This window comes from Pseudomonas sp. P2S-1, from assembly GCF_057197725.1.
In genome coordinates, this window is record NZ_CM170068.1 from 1,414,710 (window position 1) to 1,433,880 (window position 19,171).

Annotated in this window: 16 protein-coding genes; 9 read left to right on the plus strand and 7 right to left on the minus strand. The window is 64.6% G+C overall.

What is annotated here, in order from left to right; translation table 11 throughout:
- Positions 1-92 precede the first annotated feature (92 nt).
- Positions 93-1,763 carry an arylsulfatase gene (locus tag AC2CQI_RS06325; protein WP_484579567.1) on the minus strand — a complete coding sequence of 557 codons (1,671 nt, stop codon included), beginning with the start codon at positions 1,761-1,763 and terminating at the stop codon, positions 93-95.
- Positions 1,764-1,823: 60 nt separating this feature from the next.
- Positions 1,824-3,140 (minus strand): alginate export family protein, encoded by a 1,317-nt coding sequence (locus AC2CQI_RS06330; RefSeq protein ID WP_484579568.1) that lies wholly within the window; start codon positions 3,138-3,140, stop codon positions 1,824-1,826.
- A gap of 457 nt (positions 3,141-3,597) precedes the next feature.
- Here AC2CQI_RS06330 and AC2CQI_RS06335 point away from each other — a divergent pair, with 457 nt between their 5' ends.
- Together AC2CQI_RS06335 and AC2CQI_RS06340 are read left to right on the plus strand one after the other, a co-directional pair.
- Complete coding sequence (locus tag AC2CQI_RS06335; protein WP_484579569.1) at positions 3,598-4,902, plus strand: MFS transporter; 1,305 nt, start codon at positions 3,598-3,600, stop codon at positions 4,900-4,902.
- Between the two features lie 44 nt (positions 4,903-4,946).
- Entirely contained in the window at positions 4,947-5,486 is a 540-nt protein-coding gene (locus AC2CQI_RS06340; protein ID WP_484579570.1) for a YbhB/YbcL family Raf kinase inhibitor-like protein, read from the plus strand.
- On the opposite strand, the gene AC2CQI_RS06345 is transcribed toward AC2CQI_RS06340, so the two are convergent.
- Positions 5,480-6,574 (minus strand): hypothetical protein, encoded by a 1,095-nt coding sequence (locus AC2CQI_RS06345; protein ID WP_484579571.1) that lies wholly within the window; start codon positions 6,572-6,574, stop codon positions 5,480-5,482. The two genes, AC2CQI_RS06340 and AC2CQI_RS06345, sit on opposite strands and share 7 nt — an antisense overlap.
- Positions 6,575-6,743: 169 nt before the next feature.
- On the opposite strand from AC2CQI_RS06345, the gene AC2CQI_RS06350 reads away from it, so the two are divergent.
- Complete coding sequence (locus tag AC2CQI_RS06350) at positions 6,744-7,409, plus strand: M24 family metallopeptidase (protein ID WP_484579572.1); 666 nt, start codon at positions 6,744-6,746, stop codon at positions 7,407-7,409.
- Between the two features lie 175 nt (positions 7,410-7,584).
- On the opposite strand, the gene AC2CQI_RS06355 is transcribed toward AC2CQI_RS06350, so the two are convergent.
- Genes AC2CQI_RS06355 through AC2CQI_RS06365 form a run of 3 tightly spaced genes read right to left on the minus strand, consistent with a single transcriptional unit; the run spans position 7,585 to position 9,161 of the window.
- Positions 7,585-8,130, minus strand: coding sequence for a cupin domain-containing protein (locus AC2CQI_RS06355; RefSeq protein WP_484579573.1), 546 nt, complete (start codon positions 8,128-8,130; stop codon positions 7,585-7,587).
- Between the two features lie 3 nt (positions 8,131-8,133).
- A complete protein-coding gene (gene xth, locus AC2CQI_RS06360) occupies positions 8,134-8,922 on the minus strand; it encodes an exodeoxyribonuclease III (protein WP_075802908.1) in 789 nt (262 codons plus the stop codon).
- Positions 8,919-9,161 (minus strand): hypothetical protein, encoded by a 243-nt coding sequence (locus tag AC2CQI_RS06365; protein ID WP_484579574.1) that lies wholly within the window; start codon positions 9,159-9,161, stop codon positions 8,919-8,921. The genes xth and AC2CQI_RS06365 overlap by 4 nt, the downstream gene beginning before the upstream one ends.
- A gap of 146 nt (positions 9,162-9,307) precedes the next feature.
- On the opposite strand from AC2CQI_RS06365, the gene AC2CQI_RS06370 reads away from it, so the two are divergent.
- Positions 9,308-9,865 carry a type 1 glutamine amidotransferase domain-containing protein gene (locus tag AC2CQI_RS06370; protein ID WP_484579575.1) on the plus strand — a complete coding sequence of 186 codons (558 nt, stop codon included), beginning with the start codon at positions 9,308-9,310 and terminating at the stop codon, positions 9,863-9,865.
- Between the two features lie 114 nt (positions 9,866-9,979).
- Here the strand turns inward: AC2CQI_RS06370 and AC2CQI_RS06375 are convergent, their stop codons facing one another.
- Entirely contained in the window at positions 9,980-10,249 is a 270-nt protein-coding gene (locus AC2CQI_RS06375; RefSeq protein WP_075802911.1) for a PepSY domain-containing protein, read from the minus strand.
- 136 nt (positions 10,250-10,385) lie between these two features.
- Between AC2CQI_RS06375 and AC2CQI_RS06380 the strand changes: the two genes are divergently transcribed.
- From AC2CQI_RS06380 to bcsB, 5 genes are all read left to right on the plus strand, one after another.
- On the plus strand, positions 10,386-10,766 hold the full coding sequence (locus tag AC2CQI_RS06380) for a RidA family protein (protein WP_484579576.1): 381 nt from the start codon (positions 10,386-10,388) through the stop codon (positions 10,764-10,766).
- Between the two features lie 201 nt (positions 10,767-10,967).
- Entirely contained in the window at positions 10,968-12,959 is a 1,992-nt protein-coding gene (locus AC2CQI_RS06385; protein ID WP_484579577.1) for a peptidase U32 family protein, read from the plus strand.
- Between the two features lie 514 nt (positions 12,960-13,473).
- A complete protein-coding gene (bcsQ, locus tag AC2CQI_RS06390) occupies positions 13,474-14,646 on the plus strand; it encodes a cellulose biosynthesis protein BcsQ (protein ID WP_484579578.1) in 1,173 nt (390 codons plus the stop codon).
- Positions 14,643-16,868, plus strand: coding sequence for a UDP-forming cellulose synthase catalytic subunit (bcsA, locus tag AC2CQI_RS06395; protein ID WP_484579579.1), 2,226 nt, complete (start codon positions 14,643-14,645; stop codon positions 16,866-16,868). The genes bcsQ and bcsA overlap by 4 nt, the downstream gene beginning before the upstream one ends.
- Positions 16,865-19,168: a cellulose biosynthesis cyclic di-GMP-binding regulatory protein BcsB gene (bcsB, locus tag AC2CQI_RS06400; protein WP_484579580.1), complete on the plus strand. Its 2,304-nt coding sequence runs from the start codon at positions 16,865-16,867 to the stop codon at positions 19,166-19,168. Before bcsA ends, bcsB begins: the two co-directional genes overlap by 4 nt.
- Positions 19,169-19,171: the final 3 nt, after the last annotated feature.

The following is a 19,171-nucleotide window of genomic DNA, read 5'->3' on the forward strand; positions in this document are numbered from 1 at the left end:
ATCGCTGGCAAGCCAGCTCCCACAGGATCCGCGTAACCTGTGGGGGTTCACCCGCGATAGGGCCGCTACAGACAACAAATCAACCCAGGGTTTCAGTACCCACTCACCTGATCCGGCAGGATCACATGGTTGTCCCGGGCATAGTCATCCCAGACCTTCTTCAACTCCGCCACCCGCTGCGGCTCCTTGGCACTGAGGTCATGCTGCTCGGCCAGGTCATGCCCGAGATCGAACAACTGCCACTCGCCATTGCCCCACGGCTTGGGCATATGCACCAGCTTCCAGTCGCCCTTGCGCACGAAGCGCTTGCCGAACAGTTCGCCGCCGGTGGTGCGCTCGGCGGCCTTGGTACCCTTGAGCAACGGCAGGATCGAGGTGCCGGTCATCGGCGTCACCTCACGGCCCCTGTAGCTCTGCCCCGGGTGCTTGACCCCGGCCAGTTCCAGCAAGGTCGGCGCGAAGTCCTTGACGCTGACCAGTTGGTCCAGCTGCTTGCCATGGGCCTCCACGCCCGGGATGCGGATGATCCCCGCCGTACGCGTGCCACCCTCGGTAGGGAACCCCTTGAACAGGCTAAGGGTTGGCGCCGCCACCCGCGACCAGTTCGGGCCGAGGAAGGTGTACGAGCCCGGCTTGCCCATCTGTTCGTAGCTGAAGTCGTTGGTCTCGTCGATCACCTTGCGAATCTTCGGGAACAGGTCTGCCGGCCAGGTTTCATCGAGGTCGTGGCCTTCGGCGCCGTTGTCGGACATGAAGATGACGATGGTGTTGTCGTACAGGCCGTTCTTGCGCAGGTAATCGAAGACCCGGCCCGTGTTGGCGTCCATCTGGTCGATCATCGCCGCGTAGATCTCCATGGCCCGGGCTTCACGTTGACGCTCCTGCGGTGTCAGGCTGTCCCAGGGTTTGCCCTTGGGCGAACGGGCGGCCGCTTCGGCAGTGGCCGGGATGATGCCCAGCTCCTTCTGCTTGTTCAGGCGGGCGTCGAGCAAGGCATCGAAACCGGCGTCATAGCGCCCGCGGTACTTCTCGATGGCCGCATCCGGCGCCTGCAGCGGCCAGTGCGGCGCAGTGAAGGCGAGCATGCCGAAGAACGGCCGGCCGCTGTTCCGGTCGGCAGCGATGTAGTCGATCATCCGGTCGGCGTAGTACTGCGACGAATAGGCGAAGTCCGCCGGCAGCTTGTCCAGGCGCTTGCCGTCCTCGGCGTAAGGCGCCTTGGCGTCCGGGGTCGGGGCGTAGGCCGGCTTCATGTCAGGGTAGTGGCTGGCACCGCCGCTGAGCAGGCTGAAGGAGTGTTCGAAACCGCGTTTGTCCGGGCCGGTGGTGTCGGTACTGCCCAGGTGCCATTTGCCGGTGAGGTAGGTGTCGTAACCGGCATCGCGCAGCAGCGAGGCGATGGTCACGGCGCGGTCGTTGAGGTAGCCCTCGTAGCCCTTCTTGCCTTCCTGGTTCGGCGAGGTTTCCTCGGCCATGTTGCCCAGGCCGACCTGGTGCGGGTCGGCACCGGTGAGCAAGGCGGCGCGGGTCGGCGAGCAGGCGGGCATGGCCTGGAAGTTGGTCAGTTGCACCCCGGACGCGGCCAGGGCATCGAGGTTGGGCGTTTCGATCTCGCTGCCGAAGCTGCCAAGGTCGCCGTAGCCCATGTCGTCGGCCACCACCAGCAGGATATTGGGCCTGGCCGGATCGACCGAGGCCGCCTGGACCTGGGGCATGGCCAGCGCAGCGGCAAGGCCAAGCAGCGGGAAGAAGGGAGCACGCATCAGGAATGTCCTTGTTGTACTTGGAATAAGGGTGGGAAGCCATGTACCCGGCAAACGTAATCAGAAGGCAAAGGAAATGACCATCTGGCTGTACAGGTTCAGGTCGTCGCTGCCCTGCTGCGAGCCGCCCTGCTCCGCGCTTTTCTCCGGTTTGTAGAGGCCGATCAGCGGGCTGACGGTGAACTGGCCGACGGTCCAGTCCAGATACAGGTCCACTTCCTGCGCGGCCAGATCGCCCTGGCGCTTGTCGAGGCTGGAGAAATCGAAGAACAGCACGCCCATGGCCACGTCCGGGTGCGGGGTCAGGCCGAGGCTGGCCATATGGATGACGGCGTTGCGCTGGAACGGCCCCGAATAGTTGGCCGCCACCTCGCCCTGGAACCAGGTGCCGTAGCCACGACTGAAGCCGCTGAACAGCGGGTCGTAGTCCTCGGAGTAACGGCTGTAGCGGTAGCCGATGCGCGGTTGCCAGGGCAGATCGGAGAAGGTCCAGCCGGCCTCGGCGTACCAGGCATGCTCATCGCCCAGGCGCTTGGCTTCATGGGCGTATTCGAAGGACAGGAACAGGTTCTTGACCCCGGCATTGCCCTGGGCCCGCAGGCTGGTGATCTTCAGGCCGTCACGTTGCGCACTGAAGGGATTGGCGAGTTTTTCGTCGACGCCCAGGCCTTTTACGTAGGTCAGGCCGACGGTGCCTTGCGGGGCCACATGCTCCAGCACGCCGATACCCAGTTCCGGCTTGGCCTTGAGCTCGTTGTCCGACTTCACCCAGATCAGGTCGCCACGCCAGCCTTGCTGGCCGCCGAGCTTGAGCCAGGCGGTGCGGTCGAAGGCGTTGCGCGCGGTGAGGTAATAGGCGCCACCACGATCTACGCTGCCGTCGGCAATGTTGTTGCCGACGCTGAGGCCGTCGCCGTTGATGATGAAGCCGTCACCGACCTTGACCTTCTGGCTGCCGGCGGAAAAATCCACGCCGTCCTTGCCCAGGGCCGGGAACAGATCGCCGGAGCGCCAGCCGGCGTAGGCGCGGTCGACGGCGGTGCGGCGTTCGCTGCCGTCGGTGTAGCCGGCAGCGTCGCCGTCGCCCCAGGTGCCGTTGCTGACGACATTGAACTCCCCATACAAGGACGCGTTGCGCGCCAGCCGGGTGGTGCCGCCCAGGCCGTAGCGCAGGAAGGCTTCCTGCCAGGCCACCGAGCCCGGGGCGATGGGCCCGCCCTGGTTGTAGCTTTCGTCGCTGTGGAAGAAGCCCAGGGCACCCTGGACATTCAGTTTCAGCGTGGAGTCCGCGTCGGAGTACAGCTCGTAGGCCTGGGCGCCGCTGGTAAGGGCACTCAAGGCCGCGGCCAGTATCGAGCCATGGCGAATCCTGTTCACATCAATCCCCTTTGTTATTGTCGTAAGGATCTGATCCATCTGGATCGAGGGGGATTAACTCATCTGGATGGTCAGGAAAGCTTGTCTCTGTGTGCCGGGGGGTTGGAGGTCTCTGCCAGGCTCAGGATGGATGCTGTTGCTGATGGCCTCATCGCTGGCAAGCCAGCTCCCACAGGGTTCTGCAGCGACTCCGACCCTGTGGGAGCTGGCTTGCCAGCGATGAGGCCGGCAAAAGCAACACAAACCCCAAGCCAGAGTGCGACACTCCGCCGCACCCCATCCCACCTGTCGGCCCACCCCCGAAACCCATTAGAATTGCCCGCCCCTTTTTCGCCTCATCGCATCGAGCAGCGACAACCCCAATAAAAACCAGCAGCCCCGGCCCGCAACGGTCCGGCTGACATGCGCGCGCGTCCCGAGGGTGTCTGTCCGCTATTCAATGACTTTCGAGGTAAGTATGTCTCCGCGTTTGCTGGCGATGGCGCTGGCACCCCTGCTCGGGCTGTTCATCATGGCCCTGGGCAACGGCTTCCTGTCTTCCCTGACCACCCTGCGCCTGGACGAGGCCGGCGAGTCGGCCACCATGATCGGCATGGTCTCCTCCGCCTACTTCATCGGCCTGACCCTCGGCGCCGTGTTCAACGACCGCCTGATCCTGCGCATCGGCCATATCCGCGCCTACAGCAGCTTCGCCTCGCTGATCGCCGTGACCATCCTCCTGCAGGGCCTGTTCGTCGATACCTGGGGCTGGATGGTGCTGCGCCTGATCAACGGCTGGGCCACGGTCGGGGTGTTCCTGGTGATCGAAAGCTGGCTGCTGATGGCTGGCGACACCAAGGTCCGCGGCCGCCTGCTGGCCCTGTACATGATCGCCTTCTACGGCGCTGGCGTACTCAGCCAGGCCGGCCTGGGCGAGCTGGCCAACATGGGCGACATGGCACCGTTCATGGTCGCCGGCATGCTGGCCTCGCTGTCGGTATTGCCGATCGTGATCCTGCCGCGGGTGTCGCCGATCCTCGAGCATGTCGAGCCGCTGAAACCGCGCCAGTTGCTGAGCGTGACCCCCACCGGCCTGATCGGCTGCTTCGGCTCGGGTGTGACCATCGCGGCGGTCTACACCCTGCTGCCGCTGTACCTGCAACGCATCGGCCTGGACGTCGGTGAAGTCGGGCGCATGATGGCCTGGGTGATCCTCGGCGCCATGCTCCTGCAATACCCGGTGGGCCGCTGGTCCGACCGCAAGGACCGCCAGGACGTGCTGATCGCCCTCGCCGCCGCGTGCGTGGTGCTGTCGGTGGTGATCGTGCTGCTGCCGTCCAATTCGGTGCTGTTGCCGGCCATGCTGTTCCTTCTCGGTGGCGGTGTGTTCGCGGTGTACCCGGTGTCGGTCAGCCACGCAGCCGACCGTGCCCCGGTCGAGGCGCTGGTGCCGATGATCCAGGGCATGCTGCTGATCAACTCGCTGGGCTCGGCCATGAGTCCGCTGGCGATCTCGCCCGTAATGAACACCTACGGCGCGGCCGGGCTGTTCTGGGCCTTCGCGGCGGTCAACCTGGCCATGGTCGGGTTCTTCCTGCTGCGCCGCGGCAAGCGTCCGGTGCCGGCCAACCCGGCGCCGTTCGTGCCGTCTGCGACCTTCTCGCCGACCGGCGCCGAACTGCGGGTCACCGACGACCTGCGTCATGCCGCCCAGGAGCACCCGCCGGTGCCCGAGTGCGACAACGCCCACTCCCCGCCCGTGCCCCGCGCCGGGGTGGAATAAAGGTCTACACTGCGGTGCCCGGAGCATTTCGAAGGAGCACCGCAGTGAACACCACCACCCGCTCGCTGGCTGGCGCGATCGCGCTGCTGGCACTGACCGGCGTCGCCCAGGCGGCGCCGTTGTCGATCCACTCCACCGCCTTCAAGGATGGCGGCACCGTTCCCCTCGCCCAGGTCGGGCCCGATGCCAATTGCGGCAAGGGCCAGGGCCTGTCGCCGCAAGTCAGCTGGAAAAACCTGCCGGAAGGCACCCGCTCGGTGGCGCTGCTGATGTTCGACCCGGACGGCGCCAAGGGCCTCGGGGTCAGTCACTGGGTCGCCTACAACATCAATGCCAAGCGTGGCGAGATCGCCGAAGGTGCGAGCGAAGGCATCACCGTTGGCAAGAACATCAGGGGCGACACGGCCTACCGCGGCCCCTGCCCGCCTGCCGGTGACAACCCTCACCACTACGCCCTGACCCTGATCGCCAGCGACCTGGCGCCGGACGCGCTACCCGCAGGCCTGGACCGCGAGGGATTGATCAAGGCACTGCAAGGCCATGCCCTGGGTGGGCAAAGCCTGATCGGCCTGTACGGTCACTGAGCCTTCTTCGGCCTGGGGATCAACCAGCCGAGGATCACCCCCTTCTTCGGCGCCGCGTCGATCAGCGGCTCGGCGTCGTACCAGCGCACACGATCGAGGGCGTCCGCCTTTTCGCCTGCGCTGCCACGCAGGCGCAGGCCGTCGCTGCACTTGCCCGAGGCCAGGCATAACCGGGCGTAGCCGTAGACCACGAAGGAGTGCGCGTCTTCAGGCCTACAGCCGTTGGCCCCGACCTTCTTGATCGCACATTGCACTTCGAGGATCAGCGGCGAGCCGCCGTCGATGGCCTTGCGGATCACCGCCATGGTGCCCTTGACGGTGTGCGGCAATTTCTCGCCATTGGGATACTCGACCAGCTTCATGTCGGTTTCGAACAGGGCATGGTTGCTTACGCGCTTGCAGCGGTCGGGGATCACCACCCGGTAGAAGAACTCGCCGAACTTCTTGCCATTGAGCCCCTTGGCCAGCTCCGGGTTGTCCAGGCCGGGGACGATCTGTCGCAATTCGGCCATTACCGGTGCCGGAATGTCGGCGGTAGTGGCGAACTTGCCCGTGTACTTGCGGTAAAAAGACTGCAAGCGGCCCAGCAGCTTGCGCTGGGAGGCCACTGACGCTTCGGTGATGCTGCCGTCCTCGACATACAGGTCGCCGAGGAACGCCCGCTCGTCGATGCACGACTGGTCGGGCGCCGAACCGCGAATCACCGCCGTGTTGAACAACGCCCCGATCGAACTGCCGCCTTCGGTGAGTTCGGGCGGTTTGCTGAAGCTGTAGTGGCCGTCGTTGTTCTTGGGCAGTTCCTGGCCCCAGACCGCCACGCCCAACGGCGACACCAGGCGATTGGGCTCCAGGGTGCTGCAGTTTTCCTTGTAGGCCTGGCAGTTGTGGTAGTTGAACACCGTGGCTGCGGAATGCCCGTAGCAGAAGCCGAAGCCTTGCTGGCTGGTGGGCGCGGGCATGTTGTCGAGGACCTTGCTTTCCTTCACCGTCCACTCTTCGCCGTAATAGACCTCGACGCTGACGTACTCCTCCTTGGCGTGAACCAGGAGCGGGAGCAGGCAAACAACGATCGGCAGGAGGCGCTTCAAGGCAGGAATCTCGGGAGAACGGGGTGATTAAGCGAAGCGTACAAGCAGGTATATCGTTGCGCCACTACCGCCCGGAAACCTCTTAACAAAATGTTGCAAGCCGCCATCGCTATATAGAATGCTATACGTCGAAAAACAGCCCAAGAGCCCTGCCATAGAGAGGCCACGCATGACCACCGCCGTGTATCCCAAGGAAGCCACCGGGGCGAACTACGCCCCCGACCTGATGAACTATGCCCAGGCCCGTACCTGGGAAGCCGTGGACGCCATCGCCGCGGTGATTCGTCCGGGCATGACCGAAAAGGAAGCCACCCTGCTCGGCAAGCAGATCCTCGTCGACCTGAACATGGAACGCATCTGGCACCCGCTGCTGGTGCGTTTCGGCGCCAATACCCTGAAAGCCTTCAACGAACGCTCGGAAGGCGAGCCGGTGCTGGGCGAGAACGATATCTTCTTCATCGACATGGGCGTGGTCTGGAAGGGCCATGAAGGCGACGCCGGGGCGACCTTCACCGTCGGCGACGACGCCGAGATGATCGCCTGTGCGGCGGCAGCCAAGAGCCTGTACCAGCGGGTCGAGGCGCACTGGCGCGCATCGGGGTGCAGCGGGGTCGAGCTGTATGACTTTGCCCACGAACAGGCCGAGGCCATGGGCTGGAAGCTGAACCTGGATATCAAGGGGCACCGGGTCAGTGATTTCCCCCATGCCATCTACCGCGCCGGGGACCTGGGGGATTATGACGGGCAGCCGAACAAGGGGTTGTGGATTCTGGAGATCCAGATTGCCCATCCCACCAAGGCGTATGGTGCGTTCTACGAAGATCTCCTGGCTTGACACCGATCCCTTGTGGGAGCCGGCGTTGCCGGCGATGAGGCCGGACCAGACAACATCGCTGTCATTGCCGGCCTCATCGCTGGCAACGCCAGCTCCCACAGGGTTTTGTGGTGAATTGCAGTTCTGCATGCTGCCCGGAGCACGACGATGGACAAACTCCCTTGTTGCTGTCCGCTCAACTGACCTGAGGCCCCCAGGCAGTCATCAGCGGCCCCTCCACGCCTCCCAGCGGATCAGCTTCCGGCAACGGCACGCGGGCGATACGCGCCTGCGAGTCGGCGTGATTGCCACTGCCCGGGCGCTGGATATCGTAATCCTCCTGCCCACGCGGATAGGCACCTACCACCAGGAAGTCCTTGCTGCACTCGACGCAGCGATGCCCGGTGCCCGCCGGTAGCACCAGCACGTCGCCGGGCTCCAGGCTCAGGGTCTGTCCGGACTCGCCACCCAGCGTCACCCGCGCCCGCCCGTGCACCACCGCCAGCGCCTCGTGGGCCGTGGAATGGTAGTGGTGATAGTCGTAGATGCCGGCGCGCCATAGTGGAATCCATTGGTTTTCGCTGAACAGTGCTCCGAAGGCGTCGGCCAATGCCGCGCCGTTGGTACTGCGCAGGTGATAGTGCAGCACCGGCAGGTGGCTGTTCGGCGTGGACCCGTCATCGTGGAAGTACAGTTGCCGGACATGTTCCAGGCCCCGTTGCAGATCATCGAAAGCGTGCATGGTTTACCTCTTCTTGCGCGTCCCCAGCTCGATCCAGGTCGGCGCGTGGTCACTGGCCTTGGCTTCGTTGCGCACCCAGGCATCGACCCCTGCGTTCTTCAGATAGGGGGCCAGGGCGCGGTTGAGCAGCAGGTGATCGATACGCAACCCCGAGTTCCTCTCCCAGTGCTGGCGAAAGTAGTCCCAGAAGGTGTAGAAGCGCTCGTGCGGATAAAGGTGACGCAGCGAATCGAGCCAACCCTGTTCCAGCAAGCGCTGGTAGCAATCTCGACTTTCAGGCTGCAGCAAGGCGTCCTTGAGCCAGGAGCGGGGGTTGTAGATGTCGAAGTCGGTCGGCACTACGTTGTAGTCACCGGCGAGCACTACCGGGTGCTCGCTATCGTGGAGCGACCGGGCATGGGTGATCAGTTGTTCGAACCAGGCCAGCTTGTAGTCGAACTTCGGTCCGGGCCGGGGATTGCCATTGGGCAGGTACAGACAGGCAATGATCACGCCATGGGCAGCCGCTTCCAGGTAACGACGCTGGGGGTCGCCCTCCATGCCCGGCAATCCACGGCGGATTTCCAGCGGCTCGGCATCGCGCGCAAGAATCGCCACGCCATTCCAGGAGGGCTGCCCGGAATAAAGGCTGCCATAACCGGCCTGCGCCAGGGCCTGGACGGGAAAATCCGCCGCCTTGAGTTCCTGCAGGCAGGCGATATCCGGTTTTTCGCGTTCCAGCCACGCCAGCAGGTTAGGCAGGCGCGCACGAATACCGTTGATATTGAAGGTGGCGATCTTTAGCGCTTTCATGCGTCCGGATCGGCCAGCCGACTTTCCAGTGCATCTTCCAGCGCCCGGGCGTGACCGCTGTTGGCCAGGGCCTTGAGCGCCATGTATTCATCCCAGTCCACCACGCCGCTGGCGAGCAGTTCCTCGGTGCCCTGCAGCAGGCTGGTGTGCCAGGCATCCGGCGAGTCCAGGCGGTAGCCATCGTCGCTGAGCAGGTCGTGCCAGGCCTGGAGTTCCGGGCGGTGGGGTTTGGCGTTCATGGTGGCGTGTCCTGATCTTCTACCTGTTGCTTATGAGCCCCGGCGGACGGCGGGCGTTCAGAAAAACCAAACTTTTCCCGGCTCGCGGCCCTCAACACCCAGGAGGCGACAACCGTCGTCATGACCTGAACGGGAGAAGCTCATCCATGGCTCAGCAACTGCAAGGCAAGAAAATCCTGGTGATCACCTCGAACGCTGGCGTCGAGCGCGACGAACTGCTCAAACCGCTGGAAGAGCTGCGCAACCTTGGCGCGACACTGGTCCATGGCTCGATCAAGGGCGGGACGGTGCAGACCTTCCTGCATGACACCGAGAAGGATCGGGCAGTCGAATCCGATGCCAAACTGAAAGACCAGCAGGAAGCGGACTTCGATGCCCTGGTGATTCCAGGCGGCACCGTCAACGCGGACACCCTGCGCACCGACGAGGATGCGCGGCGCCTGATCAATGAATTCAGCCTGGCCGGCAAGGTGATCGCGGCGATCTGCCATGGGCCTTGGGCGCTGATCGATGCCGGGGTGGCCGAGGGCAAGACGCTGACGTCATATCCCAGCGTGAAGATTGACCTGGGCAACGCCGGGTCCGAGTGGGTGGACAAGGAGGTGCAGACCTGCGGAGCGAAAGGCTGGACCCTGATCACTTCGCGCAAGCCGGATGATATTCCGGCGTTCAATCGAGCGATTGCCGAGGCGCTGGTGGACTGATTTCCCGGGGGCCTGTACTCGCCTTATCGCCGGCAACGCCGGCTCCCACAGGTTTGGCGTACACCGCGATACCTGTGGGAGCCGGCGTTGCCGGCGATGAGGCCCTCAAGGCGGTCAGTGATCCATCTCATCCTTCACGATCTTGCCGCTGTGCGGATCGACCTTGAATTCGTATTTCATGCCATCGGCCTTCATCCCTTCGCCTTCCCAATGGCCGTCATCGGCTTCGATCTTGGTGATCTGGGTGTAGCCGGCCGCCTTGAGGGTGGTTTCGGCCTGGGCCTGGGTGACTTTCCAGTCCGCGCCAGGCTGGTCGGCGAAGGCCGGGCCGGCCAGGGCGCCGATCAGGGCGAGGCCGGCGAACATCGAGGTCAGTGGTTTCATGGGACAGCTCCTTGTTTTGCATGAAAGGTCTTCCATGGACTGGCACGCCAGGCGCAAGGTTCAGCCGGATTCGCCGCGAATGGCTGCACGGCTTACACTGTGCGGCCGTTTCATTCAGTCAACGCAAGGGACCCCCATGGCCAACCACGACATCACCTACATTCCCGACCCGGACCCGGAATCGATTTCCTCCGATGTGACCGGCTTCAACGGCATCCTGATGTCCACCCAGATCCCCACCCGCGCCGACGGCAGCCTGGAGCTGGGCGATATCACCGCGCAGAGCGAATGCACCCTGCAGGCCCTGAAAGTGGCCCTGGAAAAAGCCGGCAGCTCGATGGACCGGGTGCTGCACCTGACCATCTACCTGACCGACATGGCCGAGCGCGCGGCGTTCAACGAGGTGTACCAGCGCTTCTTCCGGCAGCCATGGCCGGTACGTGCGGCGGTGGGCGTGGCGGAGCTGGCAGTGGAAGGGATGAAGGTGGAAGTCACGGCGATGGCGGCCAAGGCCTGATCTCCCCAGGCTGAACGCGAGACCCTGTGGGAGCTGGCTTGCGAGCGATGAGGCCAGACCCGACACCTTCTTTGTCATTGAAGGCCCTATCGCTGGCAAGCCAGCTCCCACAAGGACCGGTGAGCAGCATTCGGATGCCCCCCGGCCATTTCGCCGCTACAATGCGCGCCTTGACCGTGAAGCAGCCCGAAAAAAAACATTATGTCCTTGCCCAAGCATCACCTGGAATTGCTCAGCCCTGCCCGCGATGTCGCCATCGCCCGCGAGGCCATCCTGCATGGCGCCGACGCCGTGTACATCGGCGGCCCGAGCTTCGGCGCGCGGCATAACGCCTGCAACGAAGTCAGCGAGATCGCCGAACTGGTGAAATTCGCCCGCCGCTACCATGCGCGGATCTTCACCACCATCAACACCATCCTCCACGACAACGAGCTGGAACCGGCACGCAAGCTGATCCACCAGCTCTACGACGCCGGCGTCGACGCGCTGATCGTCCAGGACCTCGGGGTGATGGAGCTGGATATCCCGCCGATCGAACTGCACGCCAGTACCCAGACCGATATCCGCACCCTGGGCCGGGCGAAGTTCCTCGACCAGGCCGGCTTCTCCCAGCTGGTGCTGGCCCGCGAGCTGAACCTCAAGGAAATCCGCGCCATCGCCGACGAAACCGACGCGGCGATCGAGTTCTTCATCCACGGTGCGCTGTGCGTGGCCTTTTCCGGCCAGTGCAACATCTCCCATGCCCAGACCGGGCGCAGCGCCAACCGCGGCGACTGCTCCCAGGCCTGCCGCCTGCCCTACACCCTGAAGGATGAAAAAGGCGGCGTGATCGCCTACGAGAAGCACCTGCTGTCGATGAAGGACAACAACCAGAGCGCCAACCTGGCCGCGCTGGTGGACGCCGGCGTGCGCTCGTTCAAGATCGAGGGCCGCTACAAGGACATGGGCTATGTGAAGAACATCACCGCCTACTACCGCCAGCTGCTCGACAACATCCTCGAAGGTCGCCCGGATCTCGCCCGTGCCTCCAGCGGCCGTACCGCGCACTTCTTCGTCCCGGACCCGGACAAGACCTTCCACCGCGGCAGCACCGACTACTTCGTCAGCGAACGCAAGATCGATATCGGCGCCTTCGACTCGCCCACCTTCACCGGCCTGCTGGTGGGCAACGTGGAGAAAGTCGGCAAGCGCGACATGAGCGTGGTCACCCATGAGCCGCTGTCCAACGGCGACGGCCTGAACGTGCTGGTCAAGCGTGAGGTGGTGGGCTTCCGCGCCAATATCGCCGAGCTGAAAGGCGAGTTCGAGGAAGACGGCGAGAAGCGCTACCGCTACCGCGTCGAGCCCAACGAGATGCCCGAGGGCCTGTACAAGCTGCGCCCGAACCACCCGCTGAGCCGCAACCTCGACCACAACTGGCAGCAGGCGCTGCAGAAGACCTCGGCCGAGCGCCGTATCGGCCTGTCATGGGTTGCCCGTCTGCGCGAGGACGCCCTGGAACTGATCGCCACCAGCGAAGAAGGCATCAGCGCCAGCGCCCGCCTGGAGGGCCCGTTCGGCGCCGCCAACAAGCCGGAACAGGCCCTGGAGCAACTGCACGACCTGCTGGGGCAACTGGGTACCACCCAGTATCACGCCAATGCCGTCGAACTGGATGCACCGCACGCCTTCTTCATCCCCAACTCGCAGCTCAAGGCCCTGCGCCGCGAAGTGATCGAGGCCCTGACCGAGGCACGGATCGCGGCGCATCCGCGTGGCGGGCGCAAGGCGGAAAGCACGACGCCGCCGGTCTACCCCGAGTCGCACCTGTCGTTCCTGGCCAACGTCTACAACGAGAAAGCCCGGGCCTTCTACCACCGTCATGGTGTCGAGCTGATCGATGCTGCGTACGAAGCCCATGAGGAACCGGGCGAAGTACCGGTGATGATCACCAAGCACTGCCTGCGCTTCTCCTTCAACCTGTGCCCGAAACAGGCCAAGGGCGTGACCGGCGTGCGCACCAAGGTGGCACCGATGCAACTGATCCATGGTGATGAAGTGCTGACCCTGAAGTTCGACTGCAAGCCCTGCGAAATGCATGTGATCGGCAAGATGAAGGGCCATATCCTCGACCTGCCGCAGCCGGGCAGCGCGGTGGTCGGCCATATCAGCGCCGAAGACCTGATGAAGACCATTCCCCGCGGGCCGCACTGAGGCCCCATCTGGCATCTGTTTTGCCTTGTCACCTCCCACGGCGGGCCACATTGGCCCCTGTGGGAGCGGGTTCACCCGCGATTGTGTCGGAGAGTCCACTACCGCAATCGCGGGTGAACCCGCTCCCACAGTGATCGCATTCCGCCACTCCATCTCCTCCCTACCCGACCACCAACCGGTAGCGCTTTGCGCAACCTGTAGGAAATATTGATATCATCTGTAAGCATTTTCCTACGAGACTCAGGGCTCACCCCCGGAATCACGCTAGGGAAACACCTTAAACGGCATTCAACTTTTGCAGACATGGGCCGATGTATGGAGCACAGGCCGGGTTAGAACGGTGCAAAACCAGTCAAAATATCGGCGTTTTATTTCCGTTGCACCAACGATCGGAAACAGGCGCACTGAAAAAACAAATTATTGACACCGTCATTTTGATATCACACCCTTGCCTCTTTGGAAGACCTGATCTGCCCTTCTGTAGTCCAGATAGCCGTTGGCTGGAAGTACATATATGAGTCAAGCAGACGATATTGGAAATCTGTTCCACCGCTTTGGGGCCAGTGCCGACAGCTACCAGGAAATCAACACCGAGTTCGAATTCCTCGAGCCTTTGCCCGCAAACGCAGAGCCGGCGCCGCTTGCGCCCGCTGCGGTGAAACCCGCTCCGGTCACATTGGTCGAGGTCAAGCGCCCCGCCCTGGTCACCGCCGCCCCCGCGCCATCCGCTCCGGTTGTTGTGCAATCTCCCGTGCCCGCCGTCCCTGCTCCGGCGTTTTTGCCGTCGAGCGCCGAGGCGCCGGCCGGTTCCCTGCGTGACCGCCTGCAAGGCATCGCCCGGCAACGCCGCCTCGCCGCCGAAGAAAGCAACCGCCGCGCCCTCGACAAGGCCATGCGGGTGCAACCCGCGTCGCGACCACAAGCACGCATCGTTGCCGTCGTGTCAGCCAAAGGCGGTGTCGGCAAGACGACATTGGCCATGTCCCTGGCCAAACTGCTCAAGCGCCCGGTCGGCCGCACCCTGGTCCTCGACCTCGATCCGCAGAACGCCCTGCTCAGCCATTTCAACCTGCCGCGTACCACGCCCGGCCTGAGCCAGGCACGCCTGGATGCGCTGGACTGGAGCGAAATCTGCGCCCCTACCGACGCTGGTATCGAATGCCTGCCGTTCGGCCCGAGCAACGCTGCCGACCTGCGCGCCTTCGAAACTCTGCTGGCGGGCAACCCGGAGTGGCTGGTGCAGGAGCTGTCCACCCTCGACCTGGGCAAGGACGACCTGCTGTTGATCGACACCAGCACCGGCGCCTCGCCCTGGCTGCACCAGGTCCTGGCCATCGCCGACCAGGTGATCGCCGTGACCCTGGCCGACGCTGCCTCCTACCTGGTGCTGGACAAGCTGCAGTCCTGGCTTTCCCCCTTGCGCCCCGAACACTGCACCTACCTGGTCAACCAGGTGGACGCCCGCAGCGCCCTGAGCCTGGATATGAGCGAAGTGCTGCGCCAGCAACTGGGCAACCAATGGCTGGCCGCCGTGCCGTTCGACCCGCAGGTCGGCGAGGCCCTGGCCTTCGAATACGACCTTTTCCAGCAACCGGCCGATAGCCCTGCCTGCCAGGCATTGCGCAACGTCGCCGGCCAGCTGACCCACCGCCTCGAGCAGCTTCGCGAAGAACACAGCGCCTCATGACCGCCCAACTCACACCGACGCCGGAGTTGCCGACGTCCAGGAGAGCGCGGGCGCATGCCTGGGTTGCCCGGATGGAAGCACTGTCCCCGGCCCTCAAGCTCAGCCTGAAGATCGCTGCCGCCCTGGTCGGCTTGTTCCTGCTCGCCGCCGTGGTCACCGCGCCCCTGGACCTGGAACGCCAGTTCGCCTTTTCCGGCCTGTGCCTGGTCTGCCTGCTGATCCTGCGCAAGGTGCCGGGACGCCTGCCGGTGATGGCCATGATCGCCCTGTCCTTGCTGGCGACCCTGCGCTACGTCTATTGGCGCCTGACCGACACCCTCGGCTTCGACAACTGGGTGGACATGTTCTTCGGCTATGGCCTGGTGGCCGCCGAGACCTACGCCCTGATCATCCTCGCGTTCGGCTACATGCAGACCGCCTGGCCGCTGCAGCGCAAGCCGAAGATCCTCACCACGCCGCCGCAGGAATGGCCGGTGGTGGACGTGTTCGTGCCGACCTACAACGAAGAACTGAGCATCGTCAAACTCACCGTCCTCGCCGCCCAGGCCATGGACTGGCCGCGGGACAAGCTGCGCATCCATGTGCTGGACGACGGTCGCCGCGAGGAATTCCGCGAGTTCTCCCGGCAGATCGGGGTCAACTACATCGTCCGCGACAACAACCGTCACGCCAAGGCCGGTAACCTCAACGAAGCGCTGAAGGTCACCGACGGCGAGTTCGTGGCGATCTTCGACGCCGACCACGTGCCGACCCGCTCCTTCCTCCAGGTCACCCTGGGCTGGTTCCTCAAGGATCCAAAGCTGTCGCTGCTGCAAACGCCGCACTTCTTCTTCTCGCCTGACCCGTTCGAGAAAAACCTCAACACCTTCCGTTCGGTACCCAACGAGGGCGAGCTGTTCTACGGCCTGATCCAGGACGGCAACGACCTGTGGAACGCCACCTTCTTCTGTGGTTCCTGCGCGGTGATCCGGCGTACCCACCTGCTGGAAGTCGGCGGCGTCGCGGTGGAAACCGTGACCGAGGACGCCCACACCGCCCTCAAGCTCAACCGCAAGGGCTACAACACCGCCTACCTGGCGATCCCCCAGGCGGCAGGCCTGGCTACCGAGAGCCTGTCACGGCATATCAACCAGCGCATCCGCTGGGCCCGGGGCATGGCGCAGATCTTCCGCACCGACAACCCGTTCATGGGCAAGGGCCTGAACTTCGGCCAGCGGGTCTGCTACGCCAACGCCATGGCGCACTTCTTCTACGGCCTGCCGCGCCTGGTGTTCCTCACCGCACCGCTGGCCTACCTGATTTTCGGCGCGAAGATCTTCCACGCCTCGGCGCTGATGATCACCGCCTACGTGCTGCCCCATATCATCCACGCCAGCCTGACCAACTCACGGATCCAGGGGAAGTTCCGCCATTCGTTCTGGAACGAGGTCTACGAATCGGTACTGGCCTGGTACATCATGCGCCCGGTGCTGGTGGCCCTGATCAACCCGAAGGTCGGCGGCTTCAACGTCACCGACAAGGGCGGGATCATCGAGAAGGACTATTTCGACTGGAAGCTGGCCCGGCCCTATATCGTCCTGCTGGCGCTGAACCTGATCGGCATGGCCTGCGGCATCGTCCAACTGGTGATCGGCGACCCGGACGCGGCAGTGACCATCGTCATCAACCTCGGCTGGACCCTGTACAACGTGATCATGACCAGCGCCGCCGTGGCCGTGGCCAGTGAAAGCCGCCAGGTGCGCACCGAGCCACGGGCGCACGCCGAGCTGCCGGTGCGCCTGCACCTGCCCGACGGCCGCGAGATCGACACCAGCACCCTCGACTTCTCCCAGAGCGGCGTGGGCGTGAAGCTGCCGGCGGACCTGGCCCTGACCAAGGACATGCAGCTCGACGTGACCCTGCACCGCGGCGGCCAGGCCTGCGTGCTGCCGGCGCGGGTGATGTTCTCGCGCAACGGCATGGCCGGCATGCGCTTCCGCGAACTGAGCCTGCGCCAGCAGAGCGACATGGTCCGCCTGACGTTCTCCCGCGCCGACACCTGGGCCTCGACCTGGGGCGGCGCCAAGACCGACACCCCGCTGCACGCCCTGCGCGATGTCAGCCGGGTCGGCCTGCGCGGCATCTACGACCTCGGCCAGGCGACCGTGGCCGCGCTGCAGCACCGCCGCTATTTCCGCAAGAACCCGACTTCCCCTTCCGAACCTGCAGTGGAAACCCAATGACCTTCCAGGCTCCCTTCCCCCGCTCCGTGAATTCGTTGCGCCGCCCCCGCGCCCTGCTCGCCTGCGCCCTCCTCCTGGCCGGTGTAGCCCAGGCCGAGGAACTGCCGGCCAGCGCGTCGGCAGTGGCGGCGCCGGATGCGGCCCTCAGCCCGGCAGGCAGCTCCCCCGGTTACCACATGACCTTCAAGGAGCTGGGCAAGGACTACACCATGAGCCTCAAGGGCATCGAGTCCGCCGACACGGTGAACTTCGACATGCGCGCCGACGAGGTGGTCACCGGGGCCCAGCTGACCCTGCAATACACCTATTCGCCGGCCCTGCTCAGCGACCTGTCGCAGATCAACATCATGGTCAACGACGAAGTCGCCGCCAGCCTGGCCCTGCCCAAGGAAACTGCCGGCACCCTGCAGAAGCAGACCATCGAGATCCCGCCCTACCTGATCACCGAGTTCAACCGCCTCAGCGTGCAGTTGATCGGCCACTACACCATGCAGTGCGAGGACCCGCAGCACTCCAGCCTGTGGGCGAAGATCGGCAGCGACAGCCAGTTGAGCATCCAGGTGTCCCAGGTCGAGTTGCCCAACGACCTGGCCAACCTGCCCATGCCGCTGTTCGACCGTCGCGACCGCCGCGCCCTGGCCTTGCCGTTCGTGTTTGCCGCTGCACCGGACAACACCACCCTGGAAGCCGCCGGCGCGGTCTCCTCGTGGCTGGGCGCGCTGGCCAGTTACCGTGGCGCGCGCTTCTCGACTCAACTCGACGGCCTGCCCGCCAGCGGCAACGGCGTCGTCCTGGTCAACAGCACCGAGGCCTCGCACCTGGCCGGCCTCGACCTGCCAGCGGTGGACGGCCCGAGCCTGTCCATCGTCGCCAACCCTAACGACCGTTTCGGCAAGCTGTTGGTCATCGCCGGCCGCGACAGTGCCGAAATCAAGCAAGCCGCCACCGCCCTGGTCCTCGGCAACCGCAGCTTCGCCGGGCAAAGCGTGAAGATCGACGCCGTCGACCTGCTGCCGCGCCAGCCCTACGACGCGCCGAACTGGCTGCCCAGCGATCGCCCGGTGCGCCTGGGCGAGTTGCTCGAGCCGCGCCAGTTGAACGTCTCCGGCTACGCCCCGGCGATGATCACCGTGCCGATGCGCCTGCCGCCGGACCTGTTCAACTGGCGTGAAGACGGCGCCCGGCTGAACCTGAAGTACCGCTACACGCCGCAGCAGACCTCGACCAACTCGTCGCTGATGGTCAGCTTCAACGATCGCTTCATCCGTTCCATGACCCTGCCGTCGATCCAGAGCATGGGTGCCGGGGAAAGCCTGCTGGCGATGCTGAAGAAGGACGACAGCCTGGTCCGCGAAGCGAGCATGCTGCTGCCGCTGGACTCGGTGGCCCTGCAATCGCGCCTGCAATTCCGCTATATGTTCGACTACGTCAAGCAGGGTGAATGCGGCGACATCATCATCGACAACATGCGCGGCGCCATCGACCCCGACTCGACCCTGGACCTGAGCGGCTACGACCACTTCATCGCCATGCCCAACCTCGGCGTGTTCAAGGACAGCGGCTTCCCCTTCACCCGCCTGGCCGACCTGTCGCAGACTGCGGTGATCCTTCCGGACAATGCCGGCCCGGCCGACTGGGACGCCTACCTGACCGTGCTCGGACGCTTTGGTGATTCCACCGGCTACCCGGCCACGGCGGTCAGCGTCGGCCAGGCCGACGACGTCGGGCAGTTCGCCGACAAGGACCTGCTGGTGCTGTCCTCCGGGCACAACCAACCGCTGCTCAAGACCTGGGCCGACTACCTGCCCAGCCGCAGCGAAGACGCCAGGCGCTATGTGGAGTTCTCCGACCTGCCGCTGCGCCTGCGCGAATGGATCAGCCCGGACCCCGCCGCCAACCTGCGCAAGGCCCGGGGCGCCCTGACCTTCAGCGGCGGCGACAGCGGCTCCTACGTCAGCGGCTTCGAATCGCCGCTGCAGAAGGGCCGCAGCGTGGTCCTGCTGTCCAGCCCACAGGCCGGCAAGCTCAGCGAAGTGACCGACGCCCTGATCGGCGGCGAGCACTACACCCAGGCCCTGCAAGGCAGCCTGGCAGTGATCAAGGGCAAGAACATCCAGTCGCTGGTGGCCGAAGAGGATTACTACGTCGGCCAACTGGGCCCGTTCCGCTACATCCAATGGGTGCTGTCGCGCCACGTGTTCCTGCTGCTGGTGCTGACCGTCGTCGGGGTGTCCCTGGTCAGTGGCGCGGCCTACTTCTCGCTGCGGGCCATCGCCCGACGCCGGCTCAAGGACCAGTAAGTC